Annotated in this window: 17 protein-coding genes; 10 read left to right on the top strand and 7 right to left on the bottom strand. The window is 71.3% G+C overall.

From position 1 onward, the window contains the following. Positions 1-54 precede the first annotated feature (54 nt). Entirely contained in the window at positions 55-402 is a 348-nt protein-coding gene (locus AAHG09_RS16390; RefSeq protein ID WP_342108518.1) for a lysozyme inhibitor LprI family protein, read from the top strand. A 28-nt stretch (positions 403-430) separates the two neighbouring features. Here the strand turns inward: AAHG09_RS16390 and AAHG09_RS16395 are convergent, their stop codons facing one another. The 4 genes from AAHG09_RS16395 to AAHG09_RS16410 form a co-directional block, all read right to left on the bottom strand. Beyond that, positions 431-838, bottom strand: a complete 408-nt coding sequence (locus AAHG09_RS16395; protein ID WP_342108519.1) for a helix-turn-helix domain-containing protein — start codon at positions 836-838, stop codon at positions 431-433. A gap of 4 nt (positions 839-842) precedes the next feature. Then, positions 843-1,130 (bottom strand): type II toxin-antitoxin system HigB family toxin, encoded by a 288-nt coding sequence (locus tag AAHG09_RS16400; RefSeq protein ID WP_342108520.1) that lies wholly within the window; start codon positions 1,128-1,130, stop codon positions 843-845. Positions 1,131-1,213: 83 nt separating this feature from the next. Further along, positions 1,214-2,194, bottom strand: coding sequence for an ATP phosphoribosyltransferase (hisG, locus tag AAHG09_RS16405; protein WP_342108521.1), 981 nt, complete (start codon positions 2,192-2,194; stop codon positions 1,214-1,216). Next, entirely contained in the window at positions 2,191-3,342 is a 1,152-nt protein-coding gene (locus AAHG09_RS16410) for an ATP phosphoribosyltransferase regulatory subunit (protein WP_342108522.1), read from the bottom strand. Before AAHG09_RS16410 ends, hisG begins: the two co-directional genes overlap by 4 nt. 447 nt (positions 3,343-3,789) lie before the next feature. Between AAHG09_RS16410 and AAHG09_RS16415 the strand changes: the two genes are divergently transcribed. Next, positions 3,790-5,076, top strand: coding sequence for a histidine-type phosphatase (locus tag AAHG09_RS16415; protein WP_342108523.1), 1,287 nt, complete (start codon positions 3,790-3,792; stop codon positions 5,074-5,076). Positions 5,077-5,202: 126 nt separating this feature from the next. Here the strand turns inward: AAHG09_RS16415 and AAHG09_RS16420 are convergent, their stop codons facing one another. The 3 genes from AAHG09_RS16420 to AAHG09_RS16430 form a co-directional block, all read right to left on the bottom strand. After that, entirely contained in the window at positions 5,203-5,457 is a 255-nt protein-coding gene (locus tag AAHG09_RS16420; RefSeq protein ID WP_342108524.1) for a hypothetical protein, read from the bottom strand. A gap of 68 nt (positions 5,458-5,525) precedes the next feature. Further along, on the bottom strand, positions 5,526-7,064 hold the full coding sequence (hisS, locus tag AAHG09_RS16425) for a histidine--tRNA ligase (protein ID WP_342108525.1): 1,539 nt from the start codon (positions 7,062-7,064) through the stop codon (positions 5,526-5,528). 356 nt (positions 7,065-7,420) lie between these two features. Then, complete coding sequence (locus tag AAHG09_RS16430; protein WP_342108738.1) at positions 7,421-7,924, bottom strand: DUF3429 domain-containing protein; 504 nt, start codon at positions 7,922-7,924, stop codon at positions 7,421-7,423. Positions 7,925-8,299: 375 nt separating this feature from the next. Between AAHG09_RS16430 and rho the strand changes: the two genes are divergently transcribed. From rho to AAHG09_RS16470, 8 genes are all read left to right on the top strand, one after another. Next, positions 8,300-9,661: a transcription termination factor Rho gene (rho, locus tag AAHG09_RS16435; protein WP_412760049.1), complete on the top strand. Its 1,362-nt coding sequence runs from the start codon at positions 8,300-8,302 to the stop codon at positions 9,659-9,661. Positions 9,662-10,050: 389 nt separating this feature from the next. Beyond that, positions 10,051-10,662, top strand: a complete 612-nt coding sequence (locus AAHG09_RS16440) for a Maf family protein (RefSeq protein ID WP_342108526.1) — start codon at positions 10,051-10,053, stop codon at positions 10,660-10,662. Between the two features lie 14 nt (positions 10,663-10,676). Next, positions 10,677-11,693, top strand: a complete 1,017-nt coding sequence (locus AAHG09_RS16445) for a cation diffusion facilitator family transporter (protein ID WP_342108527.1) — start codon at positions 10,677-10,679, stop codon at positions 11,691-11,693. Beyond that, entirely contained in the window at positions 11,690-12,550 is an 861-nt protein-coding gene (locus AAHG09_RS16450) for a shikimate dehydrogenase (RefSeq protein WP_342108528.1), read from the top strand. Before AAHG09_RS16445 ends, AAHG09_RS16450 begins: the two co-directional genes overlap by 4 nt. Further along, a complete protein-coding gene (gene coaE, locus AAHG09_RS16455; protein WP_342108529.1) occupies positions 12,547-13,185 on the top strand; it encodes a dephospho-CoA kinase in 639 nt (212 codons plus the stop codon). The genes AAHG09_RS16450 and coaE overlap by 4 nt, the downstream gene beginning before the upstream one ends. A 124-nt stretch (positions 13,186-13,309) precedes the next feature. Further along, positions 13,310-13,468, top strand: a complete 159-nt coding sequence (locus tag AAHG09_RS16460; protein WP_342108530.1) for a hypothetical protein — start codon at positions 13,310-13,312, stop codon at positions 13,466-13,468. 71 nt (positions 13,469-13,539) lie between these two features. Then, positions 13,540-14,262 carry a DNA polymerase III subunit epsilon gene (dnaQ, locus tag AAHG09_RS16465; RefSeq protein ID WP_342108531.1) on the top strand — a complete coding sequence of 241 codons (723 nt, stop codon included), beginning with the start codon at positions 13,540-13,542 and terminating at the stop codon, positions 14,260-14,262. Positions 14,263-14,438: 176 nt separating this feature from the next. Beyond that, positions 14,439-15,647 carry an extracellular catalytic domain type 1 short-chain-length polyhydroxyalkanoate depolymerase gene (locus tag AAHG09_RS16470; protein WP_342108532.1) on the top strand — a complete coding sequence of 403 codons (1,209 nt, stop codon included), beginning with the start codon at positions 14,439-14,441 and terminating at the stop codon, positions 15,645-15,647. The last annotated feature ends 11 nt before the right edge of the window (positions 15,648-15,658 follow it).

The following is a 15,658-nucleotide window of genomic DNA, read 5'->3' on the forward strand; positions in this document are numbered from 1 at the left end:
CACCGCGCCGGTGCGGCGTGGGGAGCTTTTCGCGGGCCAGCTCGTTCTGAGCCCATGGCGAACCGACTCTCCACCGCCCTGGCCCTGACCCTCCTGGCGTTCAGCCCGTCCGCCCACGCGGCGAGCTTTTCCTGCGATAGGGCCGAGGCCGCCGACGAGAAGGCGATCTGCGCGCATCTCCCCCTCAACGACCGGGACGTCGAGATGGCGACCCGGTTCGAGATCCTGAAGGCGGTTCTGCCGATGGGCGGCCAGACGAAGCTGCGCGAGGATCAGGAGGCGTGGCTGCAGGAGCGCCGGACCTGCGGCGGCGATACCGCCTGCCTGACCGGGATCTACGATGCGCGGCTCAAGGTGCTGCGTGCGGTGCTGTCGGAGTTCGCCAAGCAGGGGCCGCAGTAGGGATCGCCAGCGCGGTCTCGCCGAGCCCTCAAAGGTCGAGGAACATCTCCGCTGGAAACGCGAACCGCGCGCTCAAAACCCGGGCCTGACGGATGTTGATCCGCCGCTTCCCGCTCAGGATCTCGGAGATGACCGATTGAGAGCCGACTTCCGGCAGGTCACCCTGGCCGAGACCGCGTTCATCCATGATGGCGCGCAGGGCGGCGGCACCGGTGACCTGCGGCATAGGGTGATGCGTTTCGTCGTAGGCCTCGATCAGGTCACCCATACGGGAGGCGAGAATCGCCAGGGGGTGATCCTCATCCTCGCCGACGAGACGCAGGATCTGGTCCATGGCCTCGACCAGTCGGTCGTATTCGACACGGCCTGCCGGAGCCGTCAGCAGGGGGGCAACGTGCGGCCAATGCTCAACCGCCTTTTCCACAAGGGTGGTCATCGATCTACACCTTCCACTTGCCCTTGTCGTAGGTGGCGTGATCCATGATCGCCTGGATGTAAATCTTCTTGAACTTATATTGAACGACGGCGACTAAGCGCAGTTTGTTGCCGCCAATATCGAAGACATGCAGGCGGCCAACCTTGTCGGTTGCCGGAAACAGCGCCTTCATCTCCGCGAAGTCGCAGGGTTCCGAACTCTTTATCAGTCGATACCAAGCATCCAATGCGTCGGCAGCGCGTGGCCATGTCCGCTTGGCGTCCCAGATCCGAGCTTGAGTGATGACGTGCATCGGTTCGAAGCCGCATCGCAGTTTGCGATACTAGCGGATCGGCGTCAGGGCGGAAAGCCACCCCTGCTGGCTGTACGGTGGCACTACAACCGCGCCAGCAGCCGCTCCGCCAGCGGGTTCTCGGCCGCGAAGGCGTAATCCACCCGCCGCACCGTTACGGCCCGCGCTCCGGCCTCGACCAGCGCGCCGGCCAGCTCGAACACCGCGCCCTCCGGGCAGCGCAGCACGATCTCGCCCTCGGGTCCCCGCGGGGCGCCGTAGGGCAGTTCCGCCTCGTGCAGACCCGCCAGGGTGGCGAGGTCGATCGTGCCGCTCTCCGGCAGGGCGGCGCGCACCTCCCGGGTGGTCCGGGCACGCTCCTCGGCGGCGATCCGGCCGAGCACGGTGCGGAGTGCCGCCCGCTGGCCCTCCCCCCAGGGCGCCTTCAGGGACGCCACGAGATTCGCCTCGGAGCGCAGGATGACCCCGTCCTCCAGGATCTTCAACGCGTTGGCGCTGAGCGTCGCCCCCGTGGTGGTGATGTCGACCACGATCTCGGCCGAGCCCGCGGCCGGTGCCCCCTCGGTGGCGCCGAGGCTCTCGACGATCCGGTAATCGGCCACCCCCTTCTCGGCGAAGAACCGGCGGGTCAGGTTCACGTATTTGGTGGCCACCCGCAGGCGGCGCCCGTGGCGGGCGCGCATCCCGGCCGCGACCTCGTCGAGGTCCGACATGGCGCGCACGTCGATCCAGGCCTGGGGCACCGCCACCACCACGGTGGCGTTGCCGAAGCCGAGCGGCGTCAGCAGCTCCACCTGGCCGCGCACGTCGGGCAGGGTCTCGCGGATCAGGTCCTCGCCGGTCACCCCGAGATGGGCGGCACCGGAGGCGAGCTGCGCGGCGATCTCGGAGGCCGAGAGGTAGCGCACCTCGACATCCGGCACGCCCAGGAGCTTGCCCCGGTAGTCGCGGGCGCCCGCTCCTTGTGCGAGCTTCAGCCCGGCCCGGCCGAAGAACGCGTTGGCGTTCTCCTGAAGCCGGCCCTTGGAGGGAACGGCCAGGATCAGGGGTTCGGACGCGTTCATTGTCCAGCTCCCGCCACGCGCTCGATCCAGAAGGTGCAGCCGACCGCCGGCAGCGGCACGGGGCTGCCGAGATGACCGAGCAGCCCGTCGTAGCGCCCGCCGCCGACCAGGATCGGGCCGTCGCGCGAATTATCCCCCTCGGCCACCTCGAAGATGAAACCGGTGTAGTAGTCGAGGTTGCGGGCGAAGCCGCCCTGGAAGCGGAACCGCTCGATCGGCAGGCCGCGGGCCGCGATGAAGCCCGTGCGTTCCTCGAACAGGTCGAGGGCGGCCGAGAGGGCGTCGTGGCGGATGTTCGCATCGGCGACCAGCGCCCGCAGGTCGCGCGCCGCCGCGTCCGGATGGCCCGCGATGGCGCGGTAGCGCTCGAGCACGGAGCGGTTCTCGGCGTTGAGCCCGGCCCCGCCATGGGCCTGGGCGGCCGCCTTGGCGAGGAAGCGCTCGGCGATCTCGCCGGCGCTGCGCCCGCCCACCGCCGAGATCCCGGCGATCGCCAGAACGTCCTCCACGAAGGCGCGCACGCCCCGCGGATCCTGGCCCTGGATCGCCGCCAGGAGGCCGGCATGGGGATCCTCCGGCCGCGCGCCGGCGCCGTTGGTCACGGCGTCGAGGGAGCGGCCGGCGGCGAGCGCCCGGAGCGTCCGGCGCTTGGCGGCCGGCGGCACCGCCAGCCCGTCGAGGAGCGCCACGGTCAGCCCCATGTCGCCGAGCCGGACCGCCGGGTCGGACCGGCCGAACAGCGCGAGGCCTTCCAGGGCGAGGCCCAGCACCTCGGCATCCGCGGCCGGCGTGTCGGTGCGCCCGATCGACTCGATCCCGGCCTGGAAGAACTCGTCGGGCTCGTCGGCGGCCAGCCGGAAGACCGGGCCGCAATAGCTGTAATCGGCCGCCTGCCCGTCGGCTTGCGACCGGTGCAGGCGGCAGACGGGGATCGTGAATTCCGGCCGCAGGCACAACTCGGCCCCGCCCGCATCCTGGGTCACGAAGATCCGGCGGCGGATGTCCTCGCCCGACAGTTCGAGGAACGGCTCCAGGGGCTGCAGCACCGGCGGCGTCACCGGCCGATAGCCCGCCGCATTCAGATGGGCGGAGAGCCGCGCGCGCGCCGCATCCCCCACCCCCGTCTCGCCTGCCTCCGGTCGTGTCATCGTGTCCACCTCGCGGGCGCTCTGTAGCAACCGCGGCCGGGCTTGGCGACCGTGGCCGATAGCGGGGGCGGCGCTTCCACGACCGAGCCTCCACCGATCACGGGATCCCAAAGGGCGCTTGCCCTTTGGTGGGTCGCCAGGGCAACGCCCTGGCCGTGCTCGCGCATCAAGTCCCGGTTGTTTCGAACCGGAGATCTCTGCTGCGAACCCACGTTCCATGCAATCATCCGCTAAATCTAGGATCTATGCGCTTTATATTGGCGTTGCAGAGCGTCTGTTTCGATAAAACAACGAATTCTTGCACGAAAGATGCGTAGTTCTATGAACATGACGGCCATATACAGCGCCGTTAACGCTCGAAAGCGCTTCGATCGATGACGGATTGCTTCGGCTCAAGGCTGTGATCCATGATCGGACCATCCAGGAAGGCCGTGATCGGATACCGTGATGGCTCGAAAAACCTCATCGGCCATCATGCGGTCGCGATGCCTCGGGATCGCCCTCCTGACGCTTCTCTGCGTGGCTCAGCCGCCCTCCCAGGCCGCCGAGCCCAAGCTCGAACGGGTCGTGATGGTCTCCCGCCACGGCGTGCGCGCGCCGAGCGCCTCGGCGACCGCGCTGGAAGCCAGGACAGGCCGGCCCTGGCCGCCCTTCCCGGTCGAGTCGGGCGAGCTGACGCCGCACGGGGCCGAGGCCCTGTCGCGCATGGGGGCCTATCTGCGGAGCGTCTACGCCAAGGCCGAGCTCCTGCCCGAGACCGGCTGCCCGGCGGTGAACGCCGTGCAGGTCTGGGCGGACGGCGCCGCGAACCGCACCCGCCGGAGCGGCCAGGTCCTGGCCGACGCGATCGTCCCCGGATGCGGCCTCGTCGCCCGTCACGGGCCCGTGGGCGCCCTCGATCCGGTCTTCGACAGCGGGCGGGTCTGTCCCCTGGATCCGGCCGAAGCCCTGGCGGCGGTCCAGGGCCGGACGGCGGGCGGATTCGCGGTCACCGACAAGGCCTCCGAGAAGGCCATCGCGGCGCTGAAGCGGGTCCTGGGTCCTGCTGCCTGCAAGACGGTCCCGGCGGCCTGCCTGGATGGCCCGAGCACCCTCGTCGCCACGCCCACCGGGCCGAAGATCGAGGGTCCGCTGGCGCTGGCCGCCACCGTGTCGGAGAACCTGCTCCTGGAATACGCCGAGGGCCTGCCGGCCGATCAGGTGGCCTGGGGCCAGGGCGTGCCGGAAACCCTGGCGGCTGTGCTCCCGGCCCATCGGCGGGCGGCCGATCTCCTGCGCCGGACGCCCGAGATCGCCACGTTCCGCGCGGCGACGCTGCTGCGGATGCTGGCCGACCTGCTGCAGGGCGAGGCGCCCCGGGGCCTCGGCGTGCCGCCGCTCGGAGCGAGCGCGCGCCTCGTCGTGCTGGCCGGCCACGACACCACCCTGTCGAACCTGTCGGGCGCCCTCGGCCTCGGCTGGTCGCTTCCCGGGCAACCGGACCCGACCGCCCCCGACACCACCCTCGCCTTCGAGGTCTGGCGCCATGCGGAAACCGGGCGGCGGACGATCCGCATCCGGATCTTCGCCCAGACCCTCGATCAGCTGCGCTCCGTCCGGGCGCTCGGCCCCCAGGACCCACCGGTCTCCCTGCCGCTGACGATCGGGATCTGCCCGGCCCGGGACGGCGGCTGCGACTTGGAGATGTTCACCACCAAGGTCCGCGCCGCCCTGCCGCCGGTCTGTGTGCGATAGATCCCCGTCCGGGTTTCGAAAGGGCGAGCCCTTTCGCGGGTCCAGGGCAGAGCCCTGGGGTCTCTTTCAGGGGCTCCGCCCCCCGAACCCCTGCCCAAGGGCTCGCCCTTGGGGAACCCCGGACTTTCAGAGTGGGCGGATGCTTCCGAGCCGTGCCCCGCGGGGCCGACGGCCCGGTTTGCGCCGGGTCAGGGCGCTGAGCGCGGGGGCTGCGGCGACGCCGGCGCTGAGGATGGGGGCGCTGCCGGTGCCGGGCGTCGCAACCGCCACGGCGCTGGGCAGCCGGCCAGGGACGGGGCGGGCCGCCGAAGCCGGCACCGCGCACGCGACCAGCAGGGCGGCCGACAGGATCAGGGACTTGGTGGTCGTCTCGGCACGCATCCCCGGGATCTCCCTGCCGATCGGGTCGCGGCATCGACCGGGGACAACGCCGCCGGAGGCTTCGCGTTTCACCCCGCGGTCGATGGGAAATGCCGAGCCAGCACGGCGCGCACCTGCGCCACCAGATCGGCTTCGGGACACGAGAACTGCGCGGGCCGCGCCGCCTTCCACTCGGCGTTGCTGGCGATGGAGTCCGCCGCCCGGGCCCCCTCGATCAGGTCCTTGATCTGGACCTCGCCGGCCAGCCGCTCGTTCGAGCCCTGGATGACCGCGACGGGCGCGCGGCGGCGATCGGCATACTTCATCTGCGCCTTCATGCCGGCGCTGCCGAGATAGAGTTCGGCCCGGATGCCGTCGGCGCGCAGCAGCGCGACGAGGCGCTGGTAATCCGCCATGTTCTCCCGGTCGAGGACCAGCACCACCACCGGGCCGGGGGTCTCGGCACCGGCAAGCAGCGGGCTGTTCACGAGCTGCAGGGCCGAGAACAGGCGCGAGACGCCGATCGAGAAGCCCGCCGCCGGCACCGGCTCGGCCCGGAAGCGCCCGACCAGCCCGTCGTAGCGTCCGCCCCCCGCCACCGAGCCGAAGCGCACGGTCTGGCCGTCCTCGTTGGTCACGGGAAACGTCAGCTCGGCCTCGTAGACCGGGCCGGTGTAGTATTCGAGGCCGCGCACCACGCTCGGATCGGCCCGGATCACGTCGTGGCCGTAGCCCGCGGCGGCGCAGAGGCGCATGATCGCGTGCAGCTCGGCGATGCCCTCCCGGCCGGTCTCCGAGTCGCCGACCGCGTCGTGCCAGCCGCCGAAGAACTTTTCCCAGAACGCCACCTTGTCGGCGCCGTCCGCGGCATCGGCCTGGAACGACACGTAGGCGAGGATCCGCCCGATCGCCGCCTCGTCGAGGCCCGCACCCTTGGTGAAGTCGCCGCTCTCGTCCTTGCGGCCGGCGCCCAGGAGCTGACGCACCCCGTCGACCCCCAGCCGGTCGAGCTTGTCGATCGCCCGCAGGACGGTGAGCCGCTGGCCGGCGCGGGTCTCGCCCGCGAGGCCCGCCGCCTCCATCACGCCGTCGAGCACCTTGCGGTTGTTGACCTTGACCACGTACTGCCCGCCGAGCCCGAGCCGGTTCAGCGTGTCGGCCATCAGCATGCAGATCTCGGCATCCGCCGCGACGCTGCCGGCGCCCACGATGTCGGCGTCGAACTGCATGAACTGGCGGAAGCGGCCCGGCCCCGGCTTCTCGTTGCGGAACACGTAGCCCGCCCGGTAGCTGCGGTAGGGCTTGGGCAGGGCGTCGAAGTTCTCGGCCACGAACCGGGCGAGGGGCGCCGTCAGGTCGTAGCGCAGGGAGAGCCACGCCTCGTCGTCGTCCTGGAACGAGAACACGCCCGCGTTCGGCCGGTCGAGGTCGGGCAGGAACTTGCCTAGCGCCTCGGTGTACTCGACGAAGGGGGTCTCCAGGGCCTCGAAGCCGTAGAGCTCGAAGCTCCGCCGGATCGTCTCCAGCATCCGGTGCTGCGCGGCGATCTCACCGGCGCGCCGGTCGACGAAGCCGCGCGGCAGGCGGGGCTTGAGGGTTTCGGGCTTCGCGGTTTCGGGCTTGGACATGGAACGCGTTCGCTTCTCGCGGGCCAGAGCCCGGATCCGGCATCGGATGGAGTCGTCCCCGGCGGCCGGGGATCCTGCGTCCGGGCTCTAGAGCATGCCGGGGGAAAGGGGAATTCGGTTCGCGGAACCGTCAGTGCCGCCCCTGCATCTGGCGCCCGGCCTTTTCCCAGGCGCATGCAGCGAAAGCGGAATGCGCCCGGGATCGAGAGCAAGACGTCGCGAAGCGTCCTGATATCAGCACGATGTGCCGCTTGCGCAGCGTATCCTGTGCTCGGTCCCGGATCAGGTTCCGCTGGCGCTCCACCTGTCCGGGAAAGGGCCGCGATTTATCCGCAACGGTCTCCTGCGTCAGCGGCTCAATACGGCGCGGTCAGCTTCAGCCAGAGCAGGACCGCGAGGCTCACCACGGCGATCGGCATCTGGAGCGGGCGCAGGCGGGCATGGGCGAGCGGCACCTCGCTGGCGCGGGCCTGGATCGGGTCGAGGATGCCCACGAGGGCGTAGCCGAGGATCAGCATCGCCAGCGCCGGCACGGCCTTGCCCACCACGGCGGTGCACAGGCTGAGCAGCCCGAGCGCGTAGAGCACCAGCATGGTGACGATCTGCGACAGCCGCGGGCCGCCCTCGGTCCGGAAGCTGACGCCCCGGTGGACGCCGGCCAGGAACAGCAGGATCGAGGCCGCGTACAGGAGCGTGAACAGGGCCACGAGGTAGTCGAGCGGCTGCCCGTTCAGCCACCACGCCGTGGCGGCACCGGCCGCGATCGGCACCATCGGGCCGAAGCCGAACACGATGTCGAGCCACGGGATCCGGCGCGGCTCGTGCGTGGTGAGGGTGCGTCCAGCGGCGTCGTCGCGCATGGCGGTCAGAGTAGCTCTCGGGTCGAGGATCGGGTGATGTCTGTTGCGCCGCAGCGCCGGCACGGTGAACGATCGCGCGCGGGCCCGGTTCCGGGCCCTCGGCTGCGCCGCCTGTCTAACGCCGACGGCGCCCTTCGGCGAGAGCCTGCGCGAAGCCCTTGAGTGCGGCGGGAAAACGCGTTATCTCTATCGCGCCCTCACCACAAGGTCTGCGCCGCAGCGCGCCCGTGAGCCGTGAGGGTCCTGCCAGACCGGTTCGCCAACCTGATCCTCGGGCCCCTCGCCGCAGCGCGGCCCGCCCTTCGGCGCCCGTCCCCCGGGCGCTTTGGCATAGGACCGGCCCTCCCACCTTCTCCGTCGGTTGCAAGACACCCCATGACGCCACACCCCGACGCCCTCGCCGAGATCGAGACCGCGGAGCCGGCCGATCTGCCCGCCGAACGCCCGACCATGCCGGCCGCCCTCGAGGGCGTCCGCGAGGTCAAGCTCCAGGACCTCAAGTCGAAGACGCCGACCGACCTGACGGCCTTCGCCGAGGAGGTCGAGGTTGAGAACGCCTCGACCATGCGCAAGCAGGAGCTGATGTTCGCCATCCTGAAGCAGCTCGCTGCCAAGGAGGTCGAGATCATCGGTTCGGGCACCGTCGAGGTGCTGCAGGACGGCTTCGGCTTCCTGCGCTCCTCCGACTCGAACTACCTGCCCGGCCCGGACGACATCTACATCTCGCCGACCCAGATCCGCCGCTTCGGCCTGCGGACCGGCGACACCGTCGAGGGCCCGATCCGCGGCCCCAAGGACGGCGAGCGCTACTTCGCGCTCCTCAAGGTCAACACGATCAACTTCGAGAACCCGGAGAAGATCAAGCACAAGGTCCACTTCGACAACCTGACGCCGCTCTTCCCGACGAAGCGGTTCAAGCTCGAGCTGGACAATCCGACCAAGAAGGATTTCTCGCCGCGGATCATCGACATCGTGGCGCCGATCGGCAAGGGCCAGCGCGCCCTGATTGTGGCGCCGCCGCGCACGGGTAAGACCGTGCTGATGCAGAACATCGCGCAGTCGATCACCCTCAACCATCCCGAGTGCTACCTGATCGTGCTGCTCATCGACGAGCGGCCCGAGGAGGTCACCGACATGCAGCGCTCGGTGAAGGGCGAGGTCATCGCGTCGACCTTCGACGAGCCGGCCACCCGCCACGTGCAGGTCGCCGAGATGGTGATCGAGAAGGCTAAGCGCCTCGTGGAGCACGGGCGCGACGTGGTGATTCTGCTCGACTCGATCACCCGCCTCGGCCGCGCCTACAACACCGTGGTGCCGTCCTCCGGCAAGGTGCTGACCGGCGGTGTCGACGCCAACGCCCTGCAGCGGCCCAAGCGCTTCTTCGGCGCGGCCCGCAACATCGAGGAGGGCGGCTCGCTCTCGATCATCGCCACCGCGCTGATCGACACCGGCTCGCGCATGGACGAGGTCATCTTCGAGGAGTTCAAGGGCACCGGCAACTCCGAGATCATCCTGGACCGCAAGGTCTCCGACAAGCGCATCTTCCCGGCGATCGACATCACCCGCTCGGGCACCCGCAAGGAGGAGCTGCTGGTCCCGCCGGATTCGCTCAAGAAGACCTACGTGCTGCGCCGCATCCTCAACCCGATGGGCGTCACCGACGCGATCGAGTTCCTGCTCGACAAGCTGCGCCAGACCAAGAGCAACGGCGACTTCTTCGACTCGATGAACACCTGAGGGGCCGGTTCAACGGGTATCCCGACCCTTCCCCTCATCCTGAGGTGCGGCGCAGCCGCCTCGAAGGAGGGCTCCAGGGATCGCGGTGGCATCTAGAGGGCTCCTTCGAGGCCTCCGCTGCGCTCCGGCACCTCCGGATGAGGTGCGCGGGTGGGAGGCCGGTATTCCGGCCTCTGTCCCGCTGCGACACGAAAACCGGCGGCTGCGGAATACGGCCGTTGACCTTCCCCTAACCCGACCCTGCCACAACCATCTCCGGGCGCCAGGTTGCGTAACGGCCCCGCGACAGCCCCGCCGGCCGGTCCAGTCCGACGGCGGGGCTCGTCGCAGCCTCGTCGTCGGCGCGACCCCCGGCTTGCCCCCGGCCCCGGATCCGTGACACTGGCGCGATGCCCCGCTCGCCCTGGACCGGTCCGCACCCGCTCCTCCTCGCCTCGACCAGCCCGACCCGGCGCCTCCTGCTGGAGGGCGCCGCTTTGCCGGTCGAGACCGCCGCGCCCGATGTCGACGAGCGCGCCCTGGAAGCGCAGAGCGCCGGCCTGCCGCCGCCCGACCTTGCCCTGCACCTCGCCCGCGCCAAGGCCGAATCGGTGGCGGCCCGTTTCCCCGGACGCCTCGTCGTCGGCGCCGATCAGGTGCTCGCCTGCGACGGCACGGTGTTCCACAAGCCGGCCGACGCCGCGGCCGCCCGGGCGCAGCTCGCGCGCCTGTCCGGCCGGACCCACGCCCTGCATTCCGCCGTGGCGCTGGCCGGGGCGGTCGAGGATGCCTTCGTGGAGACCGCCCGGCTGACCCTGCGCGCCCTCGATGACCGGGGTATCGCGGCCTATGTGGATTGCGCCGGCGAGGATCGCGTGCGGGCGAGCGTCGGCGGGTACCAGCTCGAAGGGCCGGGCATCCACCTGTTCGAATCGGTCGCGGGCGATCACAGCACCGTGCTGGGCCTGCCGCTTCTGCCGCTCCTCGCGCGGCTGCGCGCCGCCTGCTACCTGGCGTTCTGAAGGGGAGTACTGTCTTGGCCGGACACGACCATTCGCACGGCGGCCACGATCACGCGGGCCATTCCCATGGGGGCCATTCCCACGCGGGCCATTCGCACGGCGGACACGCTCACGGGGGGGCCGGCGGCCACGTCCATGCGCCCAAGAATTTCGGGCCGGCCTTCGCGATCGGCATCGCGCTCAACACCGTCTTCGTGGTGGTGGAGGCGATCTACGGCTATCTCGGCAACTCCATGTCGCTTGTAGCCGATGCCGGCCACAACCTGTCGGACGTTCTGGGCCTCGTGGCCGCCTGGGTCGCCGCGATCCTCGTGCGCCGGCAGGCCACCGCGCGCTTCACCTACGGCTACCGCGGCTCGTCGATCCTGGCCGCCCTGTTCAACGCCGTGTTCCTGCTGATCGCCATGGGGGCGGTGATCTGGGAGGCCCTGGTCCGGCTGGTCCACCCCGAGCCCGTGGCCGGCACCACCGTGATGGTGGTGGCCGCCATCGGCATCCTGGTGAACGGCATCACCGCGTGGCTGTTCGCCAGCGGCGCCAAGGGCGACATCAACATCCGCGGCGCCTTCCTGCACATGGCGGCCGACGCCGCGGTCTCGGCCGGTGTGGTGATCGCCGGCCTCGTGATCCAGCTCACCGGCCTCGTCTGGCTCGACCCGGCGGTCAGCCTGGTGGTCGCCGGCCTCGTGGTCTGGGCGACCTGGGGGCTGCTGCGCGACAGCGTGGCGATGTCGCTCGACGCCGTCCCGTCGGAGATCTCCCCCGAGGCGGTGACCGGCTTTCTGCGCGAACGGCCCGGCGTCGCCGACCTCCACGACCTGCATATCTGGCCGATGAGCACCACCAGCGTCGCCCTGACGGTCCATCTCGTGATGGAGGACGGCCATCAGGCCCATCGCGTGGCCGGCAACGGCTTCCTGGCCGAGACCGCCGAGGGCCTGCGCGCGCGCTTCGGCATCGTCCACGCCACGATGCAGATCGAGGAGGTCGGCGGTCCGGCCTGCCGGCTCGCACAGGACTGCGCGGCATGACCTCCGGCACCCCCCGTGCCTTCGTGGTCGGCCACCCGATCGCCCATTCGCGCTCGCCGCTGATCCACGGCCACTGGCTCGCCGAGCACGGGATTGCCGGCTCCTACGAGCGCCTGGACGTGGCCCCGGAGGCCTTTTCGGACTTCATCCGGGCGCTGCCGGATTCCGGCTTCCGGGGTGGCAACGTCACCCTCCCCCACAAGGAGATGGCCCGCGCGCTCGCCGACACCCTGACCCCGCGGGCGGAAAAGATCGGCGCGGTGAACACCCTGGTGGTCGGGCCCGACCGGCGGATCCACGGCGACAACACCGACGCGCCGGGCTTCTGCGCCCATCTCGATCACAGCCTGGGGGCGGACTGGCCGGCGCGGGGGAACGGCACCGCCGTGGTGCTGGGCGCCGGCGGCGCGGCCCGGGCGATCGTGGTCGGGCTGGCCGAGCGGGGGATACGGCGCATCCGCGTCGCCAACCGCACCCCGGCCCGGGCCGAGGCGGTGGCGGCGCTGGCCCCCGGCATCGCCGAGCCCCTCGCCTGGGACGACCTGTCGGCGGCGCTCGCCGAGGCCGGGCTCGTCGTCAACACCACGTCGCTCGGCATGAAGGGCCAGCCGCCCCTCGAAATCGATCTCACGCCCCTGCCGCCGGGGGCCGCGGTGGCCGACATCGTCTACGCGCCGCTGGAGACCGATCTCCTGGCGGCGGCGCGCCGCCGGGGGCTCGCTGCCGTGGACGGGCTCGGCATGCTGCTGCATCAGGCGGTGCCGGGCTTCGCGGCGTGGTTCGGCCCCCGCCCGACCGTCACCCCCGCGCTGCGCGACCGGATCGTGGCGGATCTCGCCCCGAATCTGGCCTCATGAGGCCGAAGGCCGGGTCCGGACCGATCGTGCTCGGGCTCACCGGCTCGATCGGCATGGGCAAATCGGCGACCGCTGCGATGTTCGCCCGGCGCGGCGTCCCGGTCCACGATGCGGATGTCGCCGTTCACGCGCTCTATGGGCCCGGCGGCGCGGCCGCGGCGGCGATCGGGGCGGAATTTCCGGGCGTGCTCGATGCGGAAGGCGGCGTCGACCGGACGCGCCTGCGCGCCGCGGTGCTCGACGCGCCCGACCGGATGGCGGCGCTCGAACAGATCGTCCACCCGCTGGTCCGGGCGGCCAGCACCGACTTCCTCGCCCGGCACGCGGACGCGCCGCTCGTCGTCCTCGACATCCCCCTCCTCTACGAGACCGGCGGCGAAGGGCGCTGCGACGCGGTCGCGGTGGTGAGCGCCCCGCCGGAGGTCCAGCGCGCCCGGGTGCTGGCCCGCCCCGGCATGACCGAGGCCGCCTTCGCGGCGATCCTGGCCAAGCAGATGCCCGACGCCGAGAAGCGGGCGCGGGGGGATTTCGTCATCGACACGAGCCGGGGCTTTCCCGCGGCCGAGGCCGAGGTGGCGCGGATCATCGCCCGGCTGACGGGGGACGGTGCGGCCGCGCACCCGGCGGACGGATGACCCGGTCACACGGTTGCATATCTGCGGTTGTCGTTCACGGGGGTGAACTGATCGCAGGGTGGATGCGATGGTGCGGCGTCTCCGAGTCTCTGGTTCAAATCGACCCTGGCGCCTGCTCGCCGTGATGGCGCTCGCACTGCTCGGCGTCGCCCCGGCTGAGGCGCAATATGCCGGATCCTGCCCGCCGCCAAAAAAGTTCGCGGCCGGCGCCTGTGTCACCGTCTGCCCGGCCGGCTACGAGGATCAGGGGCGCGTCTGCGTCTACCGCAACATGTCGCGGTAGGGGCACCGGAGCTTAACCGTGAGGGCCTATCAGGCTAAGGCTCTGCCCCTTGTCTGCGAGCCGCGAGACCCATGCTGCGCGAGATCGTCCTCGACACCGAGACCACCGGCACGGAGGCCAAGGGCGGCGATCGGCTGATCGAGATCGGCGCCGTCGAGCTCCTGAACCACATCCCCACGGGCCGGACCTTCCACCGCTACTGCAACCCGCAGCGGGCGGTCTCCGAAGGCGCGTTCAACGTCCACGGCCTGTCGGACGCGTTCCTCGCCGACAAGCCGGTCTTCGCCGAGATCGTCGGGGAGCTCTTGGACTTCCTGGGCGACGGGCGGCTCGTGATCCACAACGCGCCCTTCGACGTCGGCTTCCTCAACATGGAATACGCCCGGCTCGGCGACCGCGCCCCCCCGCCGATCCGCCTGGAGGACGTGGTCGACACCCTGCCGATGGCCCGGCGCAAGCACCCGGGGGCGGCCAACAACCTCGATGCCCTGTGCAGCCGCTACGGCATCGACAACACGAAGCGCACCAAGCACGGGGCGCTGCTCGACGCGCAGATCCTGGCCGAGGTCTATGTCGAGCTGCTCGGCGGCAAGCAGACCAGCCTCGGGCTCATGGAGGCGGCCACCGTCGCCCCCGCCGGGGGATCGGCCGGCCGGCAGGCGGCCGCCGCGGCCCCGCGTTCCTACCGGAGCCGCCTGACGGAGGACGAACGCGTGCGCCACGATGCCTTCCGGGCGAGCCTCGGCACCGCCGCGATCTGGGGCGACTATATCGGCACCGACGAGCCGGCCTGACGCGCCCGGCAGACCCGCGTCGCAGGGGTGTTGCGGCGCAGCACGGCGAGGTTTATTGCAACGCACAATCCAAGCTCGGCGTACCATCGGTCGGATGGTGAGGATGGTCCATGCGGTGGCTTCGGCGCGTCGGTCCCAGCCGTGACAGGAATGCTGAGATAGCGAGGCGCACACGCATGACCGACGACCTCGGCAGCCGTGGCGGGGAGCCGACCGACGGGGCCAGCCCCTCGCCCTGGGCCGACATGATCGAGGCGACCCGCCTCACCGGCCTCGGCCGCCTGGACGAGGCCACCGCGCTGATCCAGCGCAGCCTCGGCGGCGCCCCGCAGGCCCGCCGCGACGCGGCCGCCCCTGAAGCGCGGCCCGGGACGGCGCGGGATCCGGCCTCGGACGCCAGCCCGCGGGTGCGCGAGGTGGTCGGCCAGGTCGTGCGCGGCCTCGCGCCCGTCCTGAAGGGCCTGGGCAAGCCTCTGCGGCAGCCCGGCCCGCCCGCCGACCCCTCCTCCGTCCCGCCGGGGGGCCGCTTCGTGGCCCTGAGCTACACGGAAGCCGCCGGCAGCCGCGACTACAAGCTGTTCATCCCGAGCCGTCCGGATGCCCGGGCGCCGCTCGTCGTCATGCTACACGGTTGCACGCAGAACCCGGACGATTTCGCCGCCGGCACCGGCATGAACATCCTGGCCGAGCGCGCGGGCGTGTTCGTGGCCTACCCGGCGCAGAGCCGGCAGGCCCATGCCCAGCGCTGCTGGAACTGGTACGATCCCCGGGACCAGGCCCGCGGCTCCGGCGAGCCGGCGATCATCGCGGGCCTCACCCGCGCGGTCATGGCCGAGCACCCGATCGACCCGGCCCGGGTCTATATCGCCGGCCTGTCGGCGGGGGGCGCGGCCGCCCTCAACATCGCCCGGGCCTACCCGGATCTCTACGCCGCCGTGGGGGTGCATTCCGGCCTCGCGGCCGGCTGCGCCCGGGACCTCGGCTCGGCCCTGATGGCCATGCAGGTCGGGGCGCCCGGGCTCGCCGCGCCGACGCCGTTCGGCGCGCCCGCCCCGGCGACCCGCGTGCCCACCATCATCTTCCACGGGGAGGATGACGGGACGGTGAGCGTGCGCAACGCCGATCAGGTGCTGGCCCAGGCCGACGTGACCGGGCTGACCGCGCGCTCCGAGACGATGGAGGGGCGCGGCCATCCCTTCACCCGCACCCGCTACCGCGATTCGTCCGGCCGGGTCGTGGTGGAGGATTGGCGGGTGCGCGGCGCCGGCCACGCGTGGTCGGGCGGCCACCCCGAGGGCAGCTACACGGACCGCGACGGCCCCGACGCCTCCCGGGCGATGCTCGACTTCTTCGCCGAACATCGGCTAGGCCCGAAACGCCGGTAAGGGGTTGCCAA

Source organism: Methylobacterium guangdongense (assembly GCF_038442355.1).
Taxonomy (GTDB): Bacteria; Pseudomonadota; Alphaproteobacteria; order Rhizobiales; family Beijerinckiaceae; genus Methylobacterium; species Methylobacterium guangdongense.